25 protein-coding genes are annotated in these 20,701 nt (G+C 35.5%); 14 read left to right on the top strand and 11 right to left on the bottom strand.

Annotated elements, in window-relative coordinates:
* From Q0992_RS04980 to Q0992_RS04950, 7 genes are all read left to right on the top strand, one after another.
* On the top strand, positions 1-1,326 hold a 1,326-nt coding region (locus tag Q0992_RS04980; protein WP_299521239.1), incomplete at its 5' end, for an aldehyde dehydrogenase.
* A 41-nt stretch (positions 1,327-1,367) separates the two neighbouring features.
* Positions 1,368-1,688, top strand: coding sequence for a GIY-YIG nuclease family protein (locus tag Q0992_RS04975; protein ID WP_299521238.1), 321 nt, complete (start codon positions 1,368-1,370; stop codon positions 1,686-1,688).
* Positions 1,689-1,715: 27 nt separating this feature from the next.
* A complete protein-coding gene (locus Q0992_RS04970; RefSeq protein ID WP_299521237.1) occupies positions 1,716-2,498 on the top strand; it encodes an SDR family oxidoreductase in 783 nt (260 codons plus the stop codon).
* Positions 2,499-2,525: 27 nt separating this feature from the next.
* On the top strand, positions 2,526-3,017 hold the full coding sequence (locus tag Q0992_RS04965) for a 3-hydroxyanthranilate 3,4-dioxygenase (RefSeq protein WP_299521236.1): 492 nt from the start codon (positions 2,526-2,528) through the stop codon (positions 3,015-3,017).
* A gap of 45 nt (positions 3,018-3,062) precedes the next feature.
* Positions 3,063-4,193: an amidohydrolase family protein gene (locus tag Q0992_RS04960; protein ID WP_299521235.1), complete on the top strand. Its 1,131-nt coding sequence runs from the start codon at positions 3,063-3,065 to the stop codon at positions 4,191-4,193.
* A gap of 60 nt (positions 4,194-4,253) precedes the next feature.
* Entirely contained in the window at positions 4,254-4,472 is a 219-nt protein-coding gene (locus Q0992_RS04955; protein WP_299521234.1) for a hypothetical protein, read from the top strand.
* A gap of 24 nt (positions 4,473-4,496) precedes the next feature.
* Positions 4,497-5,138, top strand: a complete 642-nt coding sequence (locus Q0992_RS04950; RefSeq protein WP_299521233.1) for an O-methyltransferase — start codon at positions 4,497-4,499, stop codon at positions 5,136-5,138.
* A 1-nt stretch (position 5,139) separates the two neighbouring features.
* Here the strand turns inward: Q0992_RS04950 and Q0992_RS04945 are convergent, their stop codons facing one another.
* From Q0992_RS04945 to Q0992_RS04925, 5 genes are all read right to left on the bottom strand, one after another.
* Positions 5,140-5,424, bottom strand: coding sequence for a twin-arginine translocase TatA/TatE family subunit (locus Q0992_RS04945; protein WP_299521232.1), 285 nt, complete (start codon positions 5,422-5,424; stop codon positions 5,140-5,142).
* A 181-nt stretch (positions 5,425-5,605) separates the two neighbouring features.
* Complete coding sequence (locus tag Q0992_RS04940) at positions 5,606-7,903, bottom strand: M1 family metallopeptidase (RefSeq protein ID WP_299521231.1); 2,298 nt, start codon at positions 7,901-7,903, stop codon at positions 5,606-5,608.
* 63 nt (positions 7,904-7,966) lie between these two features.
* Entirely contained in the window at positions 7,967-8,473 is a 507-nt protein-coding gene (locus Q0992_RS04935) for a DUF6702 family protein (protein WP_299521230.1), read from the bottom strand.
* 45 nt (positions 8,474-8,518) lie between these two features.
* Positions 8,519-9,331 carry a carboxypeptidase-like regulatory domain-containing protein gene (locus Q0992_RS04930; protein ID WP_299521229.1) on the bottom strand — a complete coding sequence of 271 codons (813 nt, stop codon included), beginning with the start codon at positions 9,329-9,331 and terminating at the stop codon, positions 8,519-8,521.
* Positions 9,318-10,133, bottom strand: a complete 816-nt coding sequence (locus Q0992_RS04925; protein ID WP_299521228.1) for a carboxypeptidase-like regulatory domain-containing protein — start codon at positions 10,131-10,133, stop codon at positions 9,318-9,320. The genes Q0992_RS04930 and Q0992_RS04925 overlap by 14 nt, the downstream gene beginning before the upstream one ends.
* A 140-nt stretch (positions 10,134-10,273) precedes the next feature.
* Here Q0992_RS04925 and pepE point away from each other — a divergent pair, with 140 nt between their 5' ends.
* Positions 10,274-10,981, top strand: a complete 708-nt coding sequence (gene pepE / locus Q0992_RS04920; protein WP_299521227.1) for a dipeptidase PepE — start codon at positions 10,274-10,276, stop codon at positions 10,979-10,981.
* Here the strand turns inward: pepE and Q0992_RS04915 are convergent.
* A complete protein-coding gene (locus tag Q0992_RS04915; RefSeq protein WP_299521226.1) occupies positions 10,978-11,403 on the bottom strand; it encodes a GNAT family N-acetyltransferase in 426 nt (141 codons plus the stop codon). The two genes, pepE and Q0992_RS04915, sit on opposite strands and share 4 nt — an antisense overlap.
* A 119-nt stretch (positions 11,404-11,522) precedes the next feature.
* On the opposite strand from Q0992_RS04915, the gene Q0992_RS04910 reads away from it, so the two are divergent.
* Positions 11,523-12,296, top strand: coding sequence for a M48 family metalloprotease (locus Q0992_RS04910; protein WP_299521225.1), 774 nt, complete (start codon positions 11,523-11,525; stop codon positions 12,294-12,296).
* Positions 12,297-12,344: 48 nt separating this feature from the next.
* On the opposite strand, the gene Q0992_RS04905 is transcribed toward Q0992_RS04910, so the two are convergent.
* Positions 12,345-12,743: an ankyrin repeat domain-containing protein gene (locus Q0992_RS04905; protein ID WP_299521224.1), complete on the bottom strand. Its 399-nt coding sequence runs from the start codon at positions 12,741-12,743 to the stop codon at positions 12,345-12,347.
* Positions 12,744-13,006: 263 nt separating this feature from the next.
* Here Q0992_RS04905 and gpmI point away from each other — a divergent pair, with 263 nt between their 5' ends.
* Entirely contained in the window at positions 13,007-14,524 is a 1,518-nt protein-coding gene (gene gpmI, locus Q0992_RS04900) for a 2,3-bisphosphoglycerate-independent phosphoglycerate mutase (RefSeq protein ID WP_299521223.1), read from the top strand.
* Between the two features lie 43 nt (positions 14,525-14,567).
* Positions 14,568-14,975 (top strand): BT0820 family HAD-type phosphatase, encoded by a 408-nt coding sequence (locus Q0992_RS04895; RefSeq protein ID WP_299521222.1) that lies wholly within the window; start codon positions 14,568-14,570, stop codon positions 14,973-14,975.
* A 3-nt stretch (positions 14,976-14,978) separates the two neighbouring features.
* Here the strand turns inward: Q0992_RS04895 and Q0992_RS04890 are convergent, their stop codons facing one another.
* The gene (locus tag Q0992_RS04890) at positions 14,979-16,244 is read right to left on the bottom strand and encodes an acetyl-CoA hydrolase/transferase C-terminal domain-containing protein (protein ID WP_299521221.1); all 1,266 of its coding nucleotides are present in this window, start codon (positions 16,242-16,244) and stop codon (positions 14,979-14,981) included.
* A gap of 125 nt (positions 16,245-16,369) precedes the next feature.
* On the opposite strand from Q0992_RS04890, the gene map reads away from it, so the two are divergent.
* Genes map through Q0992_RS04875 form a run of 3 tightly spaced genes read left to right on the top strand, consistent with a single transcriptional unit; the run spans position 16,370 to position 18,279 of the window.
* The gene (gene map / locus Q0992_RS04885) at positions 16,370-17,188 is read left to right on the top strand and encodes a type I methionyl aminopeptidase (protein ID WP_299521220.1); all 819 of its coding nucleotides are present in this window, start codon (positions 16,370-16,372) and stop codon (positions 17,186-17,188) included.
* Entirely contained in the window at positions 17,185-17,508 is a 324-nt protein-coding gene (locus Q0992_RS04880) for a cupin domain-containing protein (RefSeq protein WP_299521219.1), read from the top strand. Before map ends, Q0992_RS04880 begins: the two co-directional genes overlap by 4 nt.
* Before the next feature lie 6 nt (positions 17,509-17,514).
* Positions 17,515-18,279, top strand: coding sequence for a class I SAM-dependent methyltransferase (locus Q0992_RS04875; protein ID WP_299521218.1), 765 nt, complete (start codon positions 17,515-17,517; stop codon positions 18,277-18,279).
* 97 nt (positions 18,280-18,376) lie between these two features.
* Here the strand turns inward: Q0992_RS04875 and Q0992_RS04870 are convergent, their stop codons facing one another.
* The 3 genes from Q0992_RS04870 to Q0992_RS04860 are packed head-to-tail and all read right to left on the bottom strand — an operon-like array spanning position 18,377 to position 20,628.
* Complete coding sequence (locus Q0992_RS04870) at positions 18,377-19,363, bottom strand: FAD:protein FMN transferase (protein ID WP_299521217.1); 987 nt, start codon at positions 19,361-19,363, stop codon at positions 18,377-18,379.
* A gap of 2 nt (positions 19,364-19,365) precedes the next feature.
* Positions 19,366-19,743, bottom strand: coding sequence for a Na(+)-translocating NADH-quinone reductase subunit F (locus Q0992_RS04865; RefSeq protein WP_299521216.1), 378 nt, complete (start codon positions 19,741-19,743; stop codon positions 19,366-19,368).
* A 21-nt stretch (positions 19,744-19,764) separates the two neighbouring features.
* Positions 19,765-20,628, bottom strand: a complete 864-nt coding sequence (locus Q0992_RS04860; RefSeq protein ID WP_299521215.1) for a DUF4846 domain-containing protein — start codon at positions 20,626-20,628, stop codon at positions 19,765-19,767.
* Between the last annotated feature and the right edge of the window lie 73 nt (positions 20,629-20,701).

The following is a 20,701-nucleotide window of genomic DNA, read 5'->3' as shown; positions in this document are numbered from 1 at the left end:
AAAGATGATGTAGAACAAGCCTATCAAAGTGCCAAATCAGCATTTAAGCAATGGTCACAAACGACTCTAGAAGAACGAAGTCGTATCCTTATAAAGATTTCAGAATTATTGGAGGAAAATTTAGACCGTTTTGCTGAAGCTGAAAGCAAAGACAATGGCAAGCCAGTTACCCTAGCAAAGTCAGTAGATATCCCAAGAGCGGCCAGTAATTTTCGCTTTTTTGGTAATGCCATTACCCAATTCGCCAGTGAAAGCCATGAAAGTGTTGGGCAACACGCTATTAATTACACCTTACGCCAACCCATTGGAGTGGTTGGTTGTATTAGCCCATGGAATTTACCACTCTATTTGTTCACTTGGAAAATAGCTCCTGCACTTGCTGCTGGAAACTGCGTGGTTGCTAAACCCAGTGAAGTCACACCATTGACGGCTTATCTTTTAGGTGAAATCTGTAACGAAGCAGGCCTACCAAAAGGAGTGCTAAATATTGTTCACGGCCTAGGCAAAACCACTGGGCAAGCCATAATAGAGCATCAAGATATTAAAGCCATCAGTTTTACAGGTGGTACAGCAACTGGAGCGCATATTGCCAAAGTTGCTGCGCCAATGTTCAAAAAATTGTCTCTAGAACTTGGTGGAAAAAACCCAAATATCATATTTGCAGATTGTGATTATGATGATATGTTGAACACAACTGTTAGATCTTCTTTTGCAAATCAAGGACAAATCTGTTTGTGTGGAAGTCGTATATTCGTTGAAGCGTCTATTTATGAGAAATTTAAAACCGATTTTGTTGAAAAAGTAAAACAGTTAAAAGTTGGTCATCCGTCACATCCTGAAACTAGCATCGGAGCTTTAGTGTCTCGGCCTCATCTTGAAAAAGTAATGAGCTACATAGAAATTGCAAAAGATGAAGGTGGCAAAATACTCTGTGGCGGAAACAAAGTAACTGTAGAAGGTTATGAAAATGGATATTACTTAGAACCAACTGTAATCGAAGTCCCAACAGACGAGTGCCGTGTTAACCAAGAGGAGATTTTTGGACCAGTAGTCACAATAATGCCTTTTGATGCTGAAGAAGACGTCCTAAAAATGGCAAACAAGGTAAAATACGGTTTATCTGCCACCCTTTGGACCAATAACCTAAAACGTACCATGCGAATAAGCAATCAATTACAGGCAGGCATTGTTTGGGTCAATACTTGGATGATGCGCGATTTACGTACACCTTTTGGTGGTGTAAAAGCCTCAGGCGTAGGGCGTGAAGGTGGTTTTGAAGCCCTTCGATTTTTTACGGAGCCTAAAAATGTGTGTATAAAATATTGAACTAGCGATATGTCACCTCGAGCGCAGTCGAGAGGTTTATAATGAAAACTTATTTTGTTTATATACTAAAATGTTCTGATGGGTTAACATATACTGGAGTAACCAATAATATTTCAAGAAGACTCGAGGAACACATGAATGGGTTAAATAAAAGTTGTTTTACCTTTAAAAGAAGACCTGTAGAATTAATATTTCAACAGAGGTTTAATGATGTAGAACAAGCGATATATTTTGAAAAGAAAATTAAAAACTGGAGTGCAAAAAAGAAACTTGCTTTAGCAAATGGCGAATTTGATATGTTGCAAATATTATCTGAATGCAGAAATGCAACTCATTCAAATTATAACCCTAAAGCTAATTAGGTCTCGACTGCGCTCGACCAGACAAATATGAATTTACAATTAAACAATAAACATGCCCTAGTCTGCGGAAGTACAGCAGGCATTGGTAAAGCCACAGCTTTGGCACTAGCTGAAGAAGGCGCTATTATAACGTTGATTGCCAGAAATGAAAACAAACTAAAAGCGGTTTTAGCAGAACTACCTCAACATCGCCCTCACGATTATATCGTCGCCGACTTTTCAGACCCAAAAGCACTACAACAAATAATTGAAACCTACATCAAAGAAAATCACGGCTTTCACGTTTTGGTCAATAATACTGGTGGTCCTCCTGGTGGCCCTATTTTTTCTGCTCAAGTAGAAGAATTTGAAAATGCCTTTACACAACATTTAAAATGTAATCACATATTGGTGCAAGCCTTAGTACCTTATATGAAAGAAGAAGGTTATGGCAGAATCATTAATGTTATTTCTACTTCTGTAAAACAACCATTAGATGGTTTGGGGGTGAGTAATACTATTAGAGGTGCTGTAGCTAATTGGAGCAAGACTTTGGCGAATGAATTAGGTCAATTCGGAATCACAGTAAACAATGTACTTCCAGGTGCAACTGCTACGGAACGGCTGGCGCAAATTATTAAAAACAAATCAGCCAAGACCGGAAAATCAGAAGAAGAAGCATCAAATACTATGAAAAATACGGTACCTGCAAAGCGCTTTGCCCAGCCTGAAGAAACAGCAGACGCAATTACGTTTTTAGCAAGTGCACGCGCATCTTATATTAACGGAATTAACCTTCCTGTTGATGGTGGACGCACAAAAAGTTTGTAACTTTAAAGCTAATTAAACTTAAAAGTCATGAGTAAATTATTTCCACCTATTAATTTTAAAGAATGGATAGACCAAAATAGACACTTACTTAAACCTCCTGTAGGTAATAAAGTGGTTTGGAAAGATGCGGATGTTATTGTTATGGTTGTTGGTGGTCCAAATAGCAGAAAAGATTACCATTATAATGAAACACCAGAGTTTTTCTACCAAATTGAGGGTAACATGGTTTTAAAAGTCATTGAAAATGGCGAGCCAAAGGATATTCCTATTAATGAAGGTGAAATTTTTGTACTACCTCCAAAAGTTCCACATTCACCGCAACGTGGTGCTAATACCGTCGGTTTAGTTATAGAATATCCAAGACCAGAAGGAGTAAAAGATAAATTACAATGGTACTCCGACGAGGATGCTAGTCTGTTATATGAAGAAGAATTTACTCTAGAAAATATAGAGACGGATATGCCAGCAATCTTCGATAGATATTACAATACAATAGAGAAACAGAACTCAAAAAAGTAAAAAGCCCATCTTAATCTTCCCAAAGGGAAGAAATCTAGACTCGATATGAAAAAAAACAGCGAAGAACATTCTTCTCCTTTGGGGAAGTTAGAAGGGGCTAGAAAACTAAGAATCAACGGTCATTCTCATCTTTTACCTTATCCCGAGGAAATCCCAGATTTTATGAGAGACAAAGGTATTTTCTGGGTCGATAAGGATCGTAAGTTTATGCTTCAAAAAGATTGGAACAGGCCCATTACGGATTCAAGTTTTTTCTTGAACGAGAAGCTGGCTTGGATGGAGCATTTTAACATAGATCATGCCGTTGTTTTAAATCTGTCTCAACTTTATGGTAATGGTCTACGTTTGGAGGAGATGAAGCAAGCACTGAGATTTCAGAACGATTTTAATGCACGCATACAACACGACCATCCAAGCAAGTTTACCTGTGGCTTTGTGGTACATCCAGGGTTTGTTAGAGGAGCTTGTTGGGAAATAGAACGTTGCGTGGAAGAATTGGGCTTGCAACTTTTATGCTTACCAACCCATTACATGGATACCATTGGGACTTGGAGATGTATCTTTGATGATGAAAATGAACCCATTTTTGAATTAGCGGATAAATTTAATCTTGCAGTAGAAATTCACCCATATGATGGTGAGAAATTTATAAAGCTCGAAAATACTGCTTGGCGTTTTCACCTCATCTGGATGCTAGCGCAATGTGCTGATGCTTATCATTTTTTAACCCTTAATGGTTACTATGAAAAGTATAAAAATATGCGCGTTTGCTTTGCTCATGGTGGCCAATTAGCACAAATAAACCTTGGAAGACGTATTCAAGGTTTTGATGGGAGACCAGATCTTTTTGAGGATAAAAAACACCCTAGAAAAGCTGTTGGTCATAAAAATATCTTCTTCGATACATTAGTTCATGATACAGGTTCCTTGGAGTTGCTCATTAAAAATCAAGGTTGTGAACAAATCTTGATGGGTTTAGATGATCCTTATCCTTTAGGTGAAATGGAAAGTGCAAGACAATCCTCCTATCCCGGTAAGATTTTAGATTTAGCTATGGACCGAAACATTATTTCAGAAAAAGAACGCGATGCCATTTGGGAAAATAATGTTATCCAATGGTTGTGTGGTGATGATGAGCAAGCCAAACAGGAGTTAGTTACCCGAATTACTTCATAATGCTTTAACCTTAAGATTTATATCCATATTTAAAACCCTAAATGATCAACTATTAATATTATGAGAAAAATTGGCATTTATGTAATCATTATCGGAGTAGCTTTAATCATCTTACCTTATTTTGGATTAACGCTTAGACTATTCGGAATGATTGACGAATTAGGAGAGACTCCTGCTTGGGCTATAAAAATAGGGTTAATTGTTGTAGGTGCTATTTTATTTTTTATTGGCAAACCGTCCAAGGAACAACTTACGTCAGAAGAAGAACCTCATGAATAATACTTTAAATAATCCTTTTAGGTTATGCATTTCTTGCCAGAAGCCTTAGACTATTATGTTGTTACACATTCTGAACAAGAACCTGAGTTATTACAACAATTAACTCGTGAAACTTATCAGAAAGTACTACAACCGATTATGCTTAGTGGTCCTTATCAAGGTAGGGTACTAAGTATGATAGCTAAGCTTGTACGCCCAGATTCTATTTTAGAACTAGGAACTTTTACAGGCTACTCTACACTTTGTTTAGCAGAAGGATTGACCAAGGATGGACAAATACATACGATAGACATCAATGAAGAGTTACATGATTTTCAAAGAAAGTACTTTGATAAATCTGGTTTAGGGTCACAAATTATTCAATATGTTGGTAATGCCTTGGATATCATTCCAAGATTAACCCAAACCTTCGACCTTGTCTTCATTGATGCTGACAAACCCAATTACAGTAATTATTTTCATCTTATCATCAATAAGCTTAATCCTGGAGGTATAATTCTATCGGACAATGTTTTATGGCACGGAAAAGTTGTTGAACCTGTTGAAGAAAAAGACGTATCAACAAAAGCTGTTTTGGAATATAATGCACTACTAAAAAATGATGATAGAATCGAAACGGTAATGCTGCCAATACGCGATGGCTTAACGATAAGCAGAAGAAAGTAAACTACATTTTTCGTTTTACCGAACCCGTAAAATCTTCTAAGTCGTCTTTTACTTTATTTATTTCCTCCTGAATTTCCTTAGCCGCATCAGTATCTATTAAGTCACTTTCTTTGGCGCTTTTGGTTACTTCATGCTTAATATCGTTAGTAGCATCTCGTAAAGTACGCATTCCCTTACCCAAACCCCTTGCGATTTCGGGTAATCTATCTGCGCCAAACACCAATACTACGATAAATAGTATGAAAACAATTTCAGTCCCTCCTATGAAAAAATATATCGGTTGCATCACATTGCAAATATAATCAGTTTGCTATTGATAACAACTAACATTATCTGAATTAAAAGTAATGGTACACCCCTTTATAGCAGTATTCATTCAGCTTAAAATTTTTGAAATTCAAAAAGTTAGTTTCATTAAAAAAGCCGACTCGTTAAAGTCGGCTTAAATATGATTAATAAAACTTTTGTTAGTTCTTCACTTTATTTTTAAACTTATCGAAATCACTTTCTTCTACTTCTCTAGGCCATGCATTATTAGAGGTATCAATATCTGCTGTCTCTAAATCGGGATCCACTGTAATAGATACAATTTCTTTATCACTGGCAATAGCTCTACTCACTTCTTTATCGTTTAATCTCCATATTTGTGCAGGATAAGTAATTTTTTCTTTTGAACCATCATCGTATTCATACTCTACAATTAATGGCATTACTAAACCACCTGGCTTATCAAAAGTAACCTGATAAAAGTACCTAGGAGACTTCTTTATATTCTTTTGTTGCTCTGGAGTAAAATTATCCATAATATACTCTTTAACCGTAGGCATATCTTCCATAGCTACACCATTTTTTATGGCATCATCAAAACCTTCTTCTCCTTCACCTACAAAATAAACTAAAGAATTTGGGTCTATATTATAACGTTCTGCTAACTGCTTTCCTTGTTCGTTAGGATTATTGGTAACTGCATATTTCTTAACCTCCTTGACACCTATATCCGTATAATCTGTGGTATAGAACCAACCTCTCCAGAACCAATCTAAATCAACTGCTGATGCATCTTCCATAGTACGGAAGAAATCTTCTGGTGTAGGGTGTTTAAACATCCAACGATTTGCATATTCTCTAAATGAATAATCAAAAAGATCGCGACCCATTACGGTTTCTCTCAAAATGTTGAGTCCAGTCGCTGGCTTACTATAAGCATTACTACCAAACTGATAGGTATTAAGGCCTTTAGTCATAATTGGAGCAATGTAATCTTGATTACCTCCCATATATCTTACGATGTTTTTCGCTGGTCCTCTACGAGATGGGTATTTATCCATACCTGCTGAAAGTGCAGCTGGATACCATTCACCAAAATCTTGCTCAGCAACATATTGAACAAATGTATTTAATCCTTCATCCATCCAAGTCCACTGGCGCTCATCACTATTAACAATCATTGGGAAGAAATTGTGACCTACCTCGTGAATAATTACACTAATCATTCCGAACTTAGTTCTGTCGGAATAGTTACCATTTTTATCTGGTCGGCCAAAATTGTAACAAATCATTGGATACTCCATACCCATTGGTGCATGTACCGAAATAGCTTTATGATAAGGATAATCGAACGTCATACGAGAATAAGATTTAAGCGTACTTGCTACTGCTTTAGTTGACCATTGCTCCCACAAAGGATTTCCTTCCTTAGAATACATAGATACAGCCATAACATCTTTGTCACCAATTTTAACGGCCATCATATCCCAAATAAATTTACGTGATGTTGCAAAACCAAAGTCACGAACCATCTGAGCAGACAATTTCCACGTCTTCTTTTTATTACTTTTAGATTTTTCAGTCTTTCGGGCTTCTTCTTCTGTTACAATTATCACAGGTTTGTCGTATGACTTTTTTGCTTTGTTGTAACGCTTCATCATTTCCTTGGTAAAGACTTCCTCTCGGTTGGTTAAATAACCTGTTCCATCAAGAATATGATCTGCTGGCACTGTAATATTGACATCAAAATCTCCAAACGGTAGTGCAAATTCATCACGTCCCCAAAATTGAGAATTTTGCCACCCTTCTACATCGTTATATACGGCCATACGTGGATAGAACTGTGCCATCACATAGATTCTATTGTCATTCTCTTCAAAATATTCATAGCCAGAACGTCCACCATCTCTTACGTGGTCATTAATATTGTACCACCACTTTATTTTGAAAGAAAACTTATCGCCAGTTTTCATTGGTTCTGGTAGTTCAATACGCATCATAGTACGATTAATGATATGTGATAGATCGTTTCCATTAACATCCTTAACATGCTCAATGTTAAAGCCACCATCAAATCGTTCCTTTAAATACGACCTTGCTGCTCTTGAAGCTGAAGTTGCAGGGCCAATGCCAGAACCGTTAATTAATGGACTTTTAGAATCCTTTGCTCTCATATTTTGATCTAGCTGAACCCAAAGATAAGTAAGCACATCTGGTGAGTTATTGGTATATGTAATAGTTTCATCACCATACAACCTAGCATTTACATCATCAATTTCGATGTCCATTTTATAATCTGCTTGTTGCTGATAGTAAGCTGGACCAGGTGCACCAGAACCTGTTCTAAACATATTTGGTGTGGCAAATTCGTCATATAACTGCTTGAATTTGTTTTGGTTGGTGTGTCCAGGCTTACGCTCTGGCTTTATTTCATTCTGTGCGAAAGCTGCCCCAGAAATAAATAAAAAAGAGTAAAAGAAATACTTTAAAGTCTTCATTTGCGATAGGAATTTTTTAAAATGTTGTCGAAAATAGCCAATTTCTATGGCTTTAACAGATTTTTAGTTAAAGTTTAACACGCAAGTATCATTATCTGGAATGAGTAAAAAACTTCGGTTTTTGCCTAATAGTTTTAGCCTTACAATATTTTGCTGTTCTGAAAACACATCGAATAACGATTGGTTAGTAACTTCGATAGATTGTATGTTTGAAATATCTTCTATTTCCAAATAGCAATAGGTAATATCATCTTTATATTCTTTTCCAATAAAATTAAACTCAACGGCTACACCATTCACTCTAAGCTTTAGCTTATCTGACAAATAGCGTTTCATGTAAGTATCGACAATCTTTGGTTCATCGACCTCTGCAAGCGTTATGGATTCATCATAACGTTTACGCAATAAGGTTTCGAAGTCATCAATGAAAATCTGACTTATAATTTGAAGTGATTTTTGCTCTTCTGCATATTCTATGTTTGTAACACTTACATAATATTCGTGATTTGCAGTACTAGAGATAAACAAGGAGCCAACCAAAAAAGTCAGAATGTAGTATACAGATTTCATGCTATAATTGCCATTTTATTTACAAACCCAAAAAGCATTCCAAAATTAATCATTATCCTCAGATTCTCTATTCTTTCTATAGGTTTTAAGCTTTTGTTGTAGATACTCTAAGAGCTTTATTTCGTTATTTTCTTCACATAACCTCAAAAAGTTTTCATCTTCTTGTGAAAACAAAAAATATTCATTTCTCAGATTTTCCGCTAAAGTATCTTTCTCAAAAATTATGGATTCGTAATTCGTTCGCAATCTATTGATACATTTATCTCTATCATCTAGTTCTACAATGACTTTGAGCTTTTTGGTCCTTCCACTTATCCTATTCAATAATTTATGAAAATTTAAACCAAGACCACCACCGAATGGCCCTCCCATTAGTGCACCCCATGAGCCACCATCGGCATCATGAAGTTTCCGTTCGTTTTGTGTTAAAGGTAACTTCACATTACCTGGAATCCCTAAATCATAGAAGTTAATATCGGTTTTAGCATCAGAATTTTCGAGATCCGATTGTAAACTACCTGTTAGTAGACTTCCAACTATTACTTTATCTAAAGCATTAATTTTTTCAGTTAATTGAACCGATAAGGTTTCTTTGTCTTCATTGGATTGCGTTATAACGACTTCTTTATTTTCATATTTAAGACTGGAAATAAATAAGGTATCTGATGTTTTAGCAAGAATAACAAAGCTGCCATCTGTATTGGAAATAGCAAACTTTGCTGCTGTTTTATTTAAAATATGAATACCCTCTACATCATCATCGGCTATGAGTTGACCTTTAATTTCTTTTCTTTGGGCTTGTAATATAAAAACGAAAAACAGAGCAACAAGGCCACATATTTGCTTAATCCTCTTCACTCTTGGTTTTTAAAAAGGATTTGCTTAACTGCGTGATGCGTTCTAAAAACTCCAATTCTTTATCCTTGTTCAACAATGCAGCATCAATGCCCTGTTCTTCGACATAATCGATAAAGGCTTCTACTTGCTTTAAGGGTATATCAAAATTAGTGTGTATATAATTCATACTATATTTATCCAAAGCTTCCTTAAAAGGTGTTTTATCTATGGCTTTCTCTTCATCGGTCTGAATATCCTTATTGACATCAACTACTTGACTCACTATAAAACCAGCTAAATTCACCACATTCAGCATATTTCCTACACGAGGGTTGTTTTCGTTAAAAGCCACATTTTCGGCTTTTGTATTAAAGTCTGCGGAAAATTCAAAATCCTCGATGTGATCTAAACCAAAATAAACATAGTCTAAGCTTACATTGTAAGTTCTTACATTCTCTAAATCAGCATTAATATTTCCTGTTAAACCAAATGGCAACAACACCACCTCATCTAGTTTGTTAACCTCCTCCACAAGAATAACGGTAAGTTTTTTGGACTTTAAAATATCTTCTGTAATTGTTATTTTAAAATCCTTAAACTGAAGCGCACCAAACTCAACAATATCGTTAAGTGCTACTTGAATTTCAAAATCACCGTTTTTATCTGTAACGGTTCCTTTATTTGATGAAGTATTAAAAACTGTCACACCTTCTTTATCTTCTGAAGTCACGACAATTCTACCGTTTATTTTAATTCTTTCTATGTCTTGTCCATAAATAGAAATGGTCAAAAAGCTACAAATTATGAATATTAGGTTTCTCATGCTGGTTTTATCGTCCTATAAATTTCGTTGATATTCTTCATTTCTCATAAAAAATAGCTAATAAATGTTTGTTAAATCGTTAATTGTTTAATATTTGAGTTATAATTCAGAATATTTAATTTTACGAAAAGCTTTAAAAGATGAAATCGATTATAATGGCGAGTACTTCCACACTCCATGGTGGAGAACCACTAGAGTATCTTCTGGGTACGTTGAAAGTCCACTTTAAATATGTTAATGAAATATTGTTTATTCCATATGCAAGACCTGGTGGAATATCTTATGACGACTATACTAAAAACGTAGCCAAAGCCTTTAAAAAGATCGGAAAGTCCATAAAAGGAATTCATGAATTTGAAAATCCAGAAGAAGCTATTAAAAATGCCAAAGGTATTTTTACAGGAGGTGGAAACACATTTGTCTTGGTTAATCAATTGTATAAGAACGATGTTTTAAGCGCCATTAAAGATGCCGTTAATAATGGGACTCCTTATTTAGGCACTAGTGCAGGTAGCAATATTTGTGGGCTTACCATGAATACAACTAATGATATGCCCATTGTGTATCCTCCAAGTTTTAAAACCCTCGGACTAGTTCCTTTTAATATCAATCCTCATTATTTAGATCCAAATCCAGATAGCACTCATATGGGTGAAACCCGAGAAACACGTATTAAGGAATTCCATGCATTTAATACTCCTCCTGTGGTAGGTCTAAGAGAAGGTAGTTGGATTGAAATAAAGGGCAATAAACTTACATTGAAAGGTGATTTAAATGCTAGAGTGTTTGAATATGGTAAAGTACCATATGAAGTACAACCTAATTCCGATCTATCAGACTTAAACTAGAGCTTTTTTAAAAAGTGATAACCTAAAATTTCATAGCCTTCGTTATAATAAAACTTATGTGAAGGATAATTCTGTACATAAGTATTAAGCTCCATAGATTGACAGCCTTTTTCTTTTACATAGGTAAAAATCCAATCCATAAATTGCTTGCCTAATCCTTTATTTCGATACTCTGGTTTTATATAAACATGATCTAACTCTACAGATTTGCCAATATAGTGTCTTGTACAAAACCAAAGCCCAGAAACACCAATAACTTTATCCTTATCAAGAATAACAGCACACTCGTAATTCTGTTGACCCATCTCATCAAAACGCAGCTTTAAATCGTTTTTTGGTATTGTACCCTCATTCAATTCATAAACTAAGGGTATCACTATATCTAAATTGGTATTAGGAATTATTTTGAATTGATAACTCATTACTAAGGTTTCTTGTTATAAAAGTAAGGCTTTAAAATTTTGGCAACAAACCAATGACTTTTCAATAATAATTGTGTCAAACTTTTGTACATTTATTTAACATACATAAGACCACCATCATGAGAAGAGGCAATTTTAAAGTTAGAATATTTATCGCACTGGCTGTAATTGCATTTGCTTTTATAAGAAAATGCAGTCAAGAAGAAATCAACCCTTATACTGGTAAAAAACAAGCGATATCGCTTTCGCCTGAACAAGAAATTGCTATTGGTTTGCAAAGTGCACCAGGTATGGCGCAACAACATGGTGGCTTACATCCAGACAACCGTTACCAAGCGTTAGTCGACGATATTGGTAATAAGTTAGTGAATAGCAGTATTGCCAAAGACACACCTTATAAATATGAATTTCATTTATTAGCTGACGAACGTACTATTAATGCCTTTGCACTACCTGGAGGGCAAATATTTATTACCTACGCCTTGTTTTCTAAACTTGAAAATAAGGATCAGCTAGCAGGAGTTTTAGGCCATGAGATTGGCCACGTACTTGGTAAACACTCTAATGAGCGGATTACCAATGCTAATTTCTGGAAAGTGATAGCCATGGGAAGCTCTGCAATTGATATGGGAAGTGTTGCCCAACAATATGGGCAGGGGCAATTGTTAAAAAATGGCAGAGGTGATGAATTGGAAAGTGATGAATTAGGAGTAAAGTTTATGATTGATGCAGGCTACAATCCTGAGGAAATGATTGGTGTTATGAAGATTCTAAAAGCTGCAGCTGGGCCGAATCGGATTCCTGAATTTCAAAGTACACATCCTGATCCAGAAAATCGTATTGAGAAAATAAAAGAAGCCATCAGAAAATATAGAAATAAAAAAGCATCCTAGAATAAAAGGATGCTTTTTACAATTAACTAACTCAAATAATTGTCTTAATTAGACAGTTTTCTTTTTAAAACGTTTCAAAAACTGTGCCGCATCATTGGCATTTGATTTTTCTGCATGGTTTAGCGCACTATAGCCTAAATCACAGTTCTTATGAACGTCAGCACCTGCTGTAATCAATATTTTTATAAGCTCTACCCTATTATACTTTGCAGCATAATGAATAGGACCCATTCCATTAGATTTAGCATTAACATCAGCCCCTTGCTTAATTAAGGTTTTTACAGCTTCAACATTACCTGTTGCTACTGCTTTACATAAAGGGCTTACTTCTACTTTTTCAACAGATACTTCTGCAATATTGTCAGAAGTTAACACGTCGTTTGTTGCATTTAAATTACTGATTGAGAAGCCCAATGCTAAGGCTAGAACTACCACTGTTTTTTTCATGATGAAAGTTTTTAAATTTAATTGATTTGTTTTTTGATTATATCAAAGAGACGACAATAGTTCTATTTTGTTACACTAAAAAAAATGAAATAACATACATTTAACGTTTTGAAAACAAATCTGTTAAGGTTTTCACAAAACCCAATTTCTGAGTAACAATCTGTATTTCAAAGGTTAAAATTTAAATAACCTTCAAAATTTTCGTAATACGAATTTGTGGTAGTATCGTATGTCTTATATTTGAACTTCATAAATTTCAAAAAATGAATAAAAAAGTTATCTTAATGATTTTAGACGGATGGGGAAAATCGCCAGACCCAAAAGTATCCGCAATAGATAATGCTAAAACACCATTTATTGATGCGCTATATACCAAATATCCGAATGCTAGTTTAAGAACGGATGGTCTTCATGTAGGGTTGCCTGAAGGGCAAATGGGAAATAGTGAAGTTGGTCATATGAATCTGGGAGCAGGAAGAATTGTATATCAAGATTTAGTAAAGATAAATCTGGCGGTAAAGCATAAAACACTTCAACAAGAACAAGTCCTAAAAGATGCTTTTCAATATGCCAAGCACAATAACAAAAGTGTACATTTGTTAGGTTTAGTGAGTGACGGAGGTGTACACTCTCACATTAATCACCTATTCGGCCTATTGAATGCTGCTAATGAATTCGGCCTTAAGGATATTTTTGTCCATGCCTTTACAGATGGCAGGGATGTTGACCCAAAGTCTGGATACGGTTTCATTTCAGATTTAGAAGAACATTTAAATAAAACCACAGGGCATTTGGCTTCTGTAACAGGACGCTATTATGCCATGGATAGAGATAAACGTTGGGAACGTGTTAAACTAGCCCATGATGCTATTGTTGAAGGCAAAGGAACTACAACTAATAATATATTAAAATCCATCCAGCAAAGTTACGAGGAAGATATTACGGATGAGTTTATCAAACCTTTAGTTATCGTCGACAAGGAGGAAAAACCCATTGCTACAATTAATGACCAAGATGTTGTCATCTTCTTCAATTTTAGAACCGATCGTGGCCGCCAATTAACACAAGCTTTATCTCAAGAAGATTTTCATGAATATAATATGCATAAACTAAATCTTCATTATGTAACGATGACCAATTATGATGATAGTTTTAAAGGGATTCATGTCATCTTTAATAAAGAAAACTTAACCCATACTCTTGGGGAGGTATTAGAAAAACACAATAGGCAGCAAATACGAATTGCGGAAACTGAGAAATATCCTCACGTCACCTTTTTCTTTTCAGGTGGTAGAGAAGAACCTTTTAAAGGTGAAAAAAGAATCTTGAGGAATTCACCTAAAGTTGCCACATATGATTTAAAACCAGAAATGAGTGCCTACGAATTGCGTGATGCTTTAATCCCTGAATTGCAGAAAAGAGATGCTGATTTTGTATGTCTAAATTTTGCAAATGGAGATATGGTAGGCCATACTGGTGTTATGGAAGCCGCAATTAAGGCATGCGAAGCTGTTGACGATTGCGTAAAAGATGTTGTGAATGTGGCTCTAGAGAATGATTACACCACTATTTTGATTGCAGATCATGGTAATTGCGAAACTATGGTCAATCCAGATGGTACACCTCATACGGCTCATACAACCAATCCAGTACCAATCATACTCATTGATAAGGATTTAAAAACAATTAAAGATGGTATCCTAGGTGATATAGCTCCCACAGTTTTAAGGCTCATTGGCATAGAACAACCTGAAGCTATGACCCAAAACAGTCTTGTTTAAATGACGCATTGTTGTACCTTTGCTTTTCAATTGAATTAATAGCATGAATTTTCAGGATAGATTGATAATCGCGGTTGATTTTGATGGCACAATAGTAGAGGATGCCTACCCTAAAATTGGGAAAACTAGAATTTTTGCTTTTGAAACCTTAAAGCGTTTACAGCAAGACGGACATAGACTAATATTATGGACTTATAGAAGCGGCACCAAATTGCAAGAAGCTGTAGATTTTTGCAAAGAAAATGGTATTGAGTTCTATGCAGTAAATGCTAGTTTCCCAGAAGAAAAATTTGATTATAGCAGAAGCCGTAAAATTCACGCTGATCTATTTATCGATGACCGAAATATTGGTGGTATTCTTGGTTGGGGGGAAATCTATCAGATGATAACCAAAGAAGAACCAAATATAAAGAACCAAAAAAAGGGTGGTCTTTTTGGCTGGTTTAAATAAATTTTACAACAAATCAAAATAGGCTCTATCGATAGATTCCCTATGGTCTGGATGTGCTATATCAACCAATGCCTTAACACGTTGCTTAATGGTCTTTCCAAATAAATTAGCTATGCCATATTCTGTAATCACGTAATGCACATGTGCTCTAGTAGTTACCACACCTGCACCATGTTTCAAAGTTGGTACTATTCTGCTTATCCCTTTACGGGTAACTGACGGCAAGGCAATTATGGCTTTACCCTTTTTACTCAATGATGCACCTCTAATAAAATCCATCTGTCCTCCTACACCCGAATACATATTAGGACCAATCGAATCTGCACATATCTGTCCAGTAACATCAACTTCTATAGCAGAATTAATGGCTACCATTCTTGGGTTTTGCTTTATATATGAGGCATTATTAGTATAGTTAGAAGCACGCATCTCTACAAAAGGATTATCATCAACGTAATCATATAAGCGCTTCGAACCAATTAAAAATGTTGTTAATGCGCGTCCTCTATTAATTTTTTTATAGTTACCATTAATAACATTACTTAAAATGAGATCAATAACACCATCAGAAAACATTTCGGTATGTAGTCCTAAATCCTTATGATTTGTAAGTCTAGATAGAACAGCATTTGGAATATTACCAATGCCCATCTGCAAGGTACTTCTATCATCGATTAATCCAGCTACATAATCTCCTATCTTGCTTTCAATTTCAGAAGGCTCAGTCATTCCAACCGTAGGAATGTCGTCATCACACTCTACAAAATAATCAATTTCTGTATAATGAATAATCCCAGCACCATGGGTTCTTGGCATATTTTTGTTAACCTGTGCAATAACAATAGTAGCGTTATCTATCGCTGCCAAGGTAGCTTCAACAGAAACCCCTAAAGACAAGTAACCGTGTTTATCTGGTGCTGAAACATGAATCAATACCACATCTAAATCAATAATATTTTTATGAAAAAGTGTCGGTAATTCACTTAAAAAAACAGGTGTGTACGAACCGTTGCCAGCTTTAAGAGTATGTCGGACATTTCTACCTATAAAAAAAGAGTTGACATGAAAACTATCTTTTAGTTCTGGATTTGCATAAGGAGCATCCCCTTCTATATGCAAATGACATACTTCAACATTTCGTAATTCTTCATGTCTTGCCGTCATGGCATTGATTAACTTTTGTGGCACTGCGGCTGCAGCTTGAATATATACACGGTCGTTAGACTTTATGACTTTTACTGCCTCTTCGGCACTTACTGATTTAAACATCTTTTCTCTGATTTCTTTGGCAAACTTAATGCTCAAAAGGTATAAAAAAACTGTCTTTTATCATGTTTTTCTAAAATTATTTAATCGTTATAATTAGCTATATTTGTGGCTCAATTGAGAAAGCTATGATTATTGTAAAAACCACTGAAGAAATTGAATTAATGCGCCAAAGTGCACTTGTGGTTTCTAGGACTTTAGGTATGTTGGCAAGTGAAGTAAAAGAAGGAGTCACTACTAATTATCTAGATGCTATTGCAGAGGAATTTATAAGAGACCATGGTGCCTTGCCTGGTTTTAAAGGTTTATATGATTGCCCCTCCACATTACTTTGTAGTGTTAATGAAGCTGTAGTTCATGGATTACCAACCGAAAGACCATTAGAAGATGGAGATATTGTGTCTATAGATTGTGGTGCCTTAATGAATGGATTCTATGGTGATCATGCTTACACCTTTGAAATTGGTAATGTTGATGAGGCTACTAAAAAGCTAATTAAAGTCACTAAAGAATCGCTTTATGTAGGCATTCGAGAATTAAGAATCGGTAATCGTGTTGGTGATGTTGGTTATGCCATACAGCAATATTGCGAAGCTCAAGGCTATGGTGTTGTACGCGAATTGGTTGGTCATGGTATAGGGCGTAAAATGCATGAAGATCCTGAAATGCCAAATTACGGAAGACGAGGCCGAGGAAAAAAATTAATCGAAGGTATGGTCGTTGCTATTGAACCTATGATTAATATGGGAACGCATAAAGTAAAGCAGCTTAAAGATGGTTGGACGATAGTTACCCAAGATGGAAAGCCAAGTGTACATTTTGAACATGACGTTGCAATCGTCAATGGTCAACCAGAAATTCTCTCCTCTTTTGCTTATGTTCACGAGGCTTTAGGAATTACCTCTGATGAAGAAAATGAGTTCAGACAGAACGCCTTGGTGTTATGATGGTTAATCAACGCATATTGGATATTGAACCAAAAGAAATCGTAAAAGGTTATAAGGCCCGTTTTTTACATACTGAATCACTAACCATAGCTTTTTGGGAAGTAGAGGTAGGTGCAGAGTTACCCATGCACAATCATATACATGAGCAAGTTTCCCAAATCCTAGAAGGAGAATTTGAAATGACCATTGATGGGATTACTAAAGTCCATAAACCAGGATCTGTTTTGGTAATTCCATCTAATATACCACATAGTGGCAAAGCTATCACTGCTTGCAAAATTCTGGATATCTTTAGTCCAGTTAGAGAAGATTATAAATAAAAGTTCTTGAAATCCGTCTTTAAATTTTTTCTCAATCTTTTACCAAGACCTTTATTGATAAGGCTTAGTTACCTAATAAGACCATTATTGGAGTTTTTTTTGAGAGGAAAAAAATATACTGATCCCATAGACGGAAAAGGATTTAGAACATTTTTACCTTACGGTTACGGCAAGCAACGGCCAAATGTATTATCGCCATCTACCTTATCATTAGAACGCCATCGGCTGTTTTGGTTATACCTAAAAAACGAAACAAATTTCTTTTCGGATCATTTAAAAGTTCTACACTTTGCACCAGAACAATGTTTTCTTAAACGATTTAGAAAGCTCAAGAATTTAGAATATACCACTACAGATTTGTTATCGCCTATAGCCGACGTTAAGGCAGATATATGTCACCTACCATTTGAAGAGAACAGTTATGATGTTATTCTCTGCAATCATGTACTAGAGCACATTCCTGATGACACCAAGGCCATGCAAGAGTTATATCGTGTTATGAAACCAAGTGGTTGGGGCATTTTTCAAATTCCACAAGATTTAAATCGCGACATCACTTTTGAAGATGATTCCATTACCGATAAGGTAGAGCGTGCTAAAATATTTGGGCAATACGATCATGTTAGAATCTACGGCAGGGATTATTTTGACAAACTCCGTGCTATTGGTTTTAAAGTCGAAGAAGTTAATTACACTGCACAACTTTCTGACGAAGATATTGACACTTATCGCTTAGCTAAGGGTGAGATTATTCCTGTAGTGAGAAAATAAAAGCCACACTAAAAACGAAAAAAGTGCGGCTTAAGGGGTATAAATTGTGGTCAATAGCACTTATAAGACACAACACTTTTCGTAAGGTCACTTTTCTTTACTCTGGAAAGTTATTTAAACTCAAAGTATTCAATTCCTTATTTTCATTTTCGTAAATAAAATAGGCTTTTAACTCTGGACGCGTCTTCAAAAATTCAGTAACTCTTTCGGTTCCCATAGCCTGAAATGCTGTGGCGTAAGCATCTGCCGTCATACAATCTGGCGCAATAACAGACACACTCAAAACATTGGTCTTAGTTGGGTATCCTGTTTTTGTATTAATAATATGCGTATAGCGATTACCGTTTTCATCAATTTTAAACTTTCGGTATGTTCCTGAAGTTGCCATAGCCTCATTTTTGAGAACTATAGTTCTAAACACAGATTGCTGACCATCAAAACGTGGTTCATCGAGTCCTACCTTCCAAGGCGACTTCTTTTCAATATTATCACCTTTTACCCGTATCTCACCGCCAATCTCAACCAAGTAATTTTCAACTTCATTACTTTCTAAAAATTCGGTAATAACATCGACACCGTAGCCTTTAGCGATAGCATTGAATTCTAGATAACTGCTTTTAGGCTTTTTAATCTTACCTTCTACCAAACCAATACGGTTTAAACCTACAAATTGCATCAAACTATCAATAGTTGTACTATCCGTTAAGAATTTATTGGTTTCAGCACCAAAATTCCACGCATTTACCACATTGCCAATAGTAGGATCAAATACGCCTTCCGTAAATCGATATACTTCTTTTGATGCATTGAATACACGTTTAAAATGCTCATCTATATTAACGTCTTCATTTCTATTAAGCCTTGAAATATCAGAATCAGGAATATAAGTAGATAAGGATTGATTAACCACGGCAAATAGACTATCTATTTGGTCAATATAAGTTGTATTGTCGTAATGCGAATACTGAATGTTAAAACCCGTCCCAAAAACAGGGCCAGATAGCTTTATCAATTTATCTTGTGTTTTGTCTTGCTTGCAAGCTATAACTACAATGGCTATAAGAACTATAATTAATTTCTTCATGATTAATTGAGATTCATTTCTATGACCTGAATACCATTATATTCTATGAGATATTCTTCATTCAGGTAAATTGGTAAATCCTCACCGTTAGGATTTCCTAAACCCACACCTGCATATAACACCTTAGCATCCTTTTCGTAAGCATGCTTCTTAAAGGTTTCCATCCAAACCACGTCATAATTATTTGGATTTTCAGGAAGCATAACGGCTCTGACCAAGACAAAAAAATATTGATTGTTCTTATCAATACAGACAAATTGTGGGTGGCGTTTTAACTTACTATTTACAGCTATAAACTCAAAACCACGTGCTTCCAAATCTTTCCCCACGTGGTTCATGGCTAGATTATGTAATTCTTGTGGAGATAACGGCTGACTCATATCACAAAGATAAGAAGAAGCTTACTTAAATCGTACAAATTTTGCGCTTCCAAATGTGTAATTGGAAACAGGAATTGTAGCATCATCTTCTAATACATACCAGGGTGAAATTGAAGTATCTTCTAGGTTCTTTACCAAATGAACACTTTGTGCTGGAGTATTTCCCTGAAATAATAAAAATAACTTTTCGCCATTAGCATTCACAACCTCGTCGCAAAGCATTACAATATGTCCAGGTGAGCCACCTTTAATCAGCATATCGCCAATCTTTAAGTCTTTGGCCTTAACGGATTCTAATTCATTGAAGAGCGATAAAGTTCCTGAATACATATAGATAAGGTTCAAAAACTTATAAAAATTTTCTTTAGAATGATTTTCTGAAGCTGTTTTATGAAAGTTAACCTTACTCCCATTAATTTTTGGGCGATAGCCTTCTGCATAAGACTTCCAAGAGCAATAGTGTCCCGAGGTAAAATTGAATCCAATCTCATCTTTTCTATCGTTATCCCAAAGGTATTCGCTTCGTATTCTAATCAGTGCATCGGCACATTGCTGCAAACCATTTTTAGGAACTGGCACTTCTAAAATGCCTATGTGTCCTCTTTGCCAAAAGTATTTGGAACCATCGTAATTGATAATCTTACTTCCAAAAGGTTTAAGGTCATAATTTCGTAAATAGTTTTCGAAACTACCTTTAGGATAAGACACTCGCTTATACCCTTTAGGCTCACTGACCCGAGACTCTATGGTTAAACTATCTTTATTGATGAGACTTGGTGTTTCTACAATGGCAACCACCTTATCTACAGCCCCTTCAACGGGCCTTAATTGAAATGCCAATACAGCTATAGCAATAATCACTAGTACGAGTACCATTTTCTTCATATGCTCTAAACGTCATTTACCATTGGTTTCGTATTAAATCTTTATTTTTATCCTTAATGAAACGAGCGTTAGT

This window comes from Winogradskyella sp. (genome assembly GCF_028289625.1).
Taxonomy (GTDB): domain Bacteria; phylum Bacteroidota; class Bacteroidia; order Flavobacteriales; family Flavobacteriaceae; genus Winogradskyella.
This window is presented reverse-complemented; position numbering and strand designations above follow the sequence as displayed.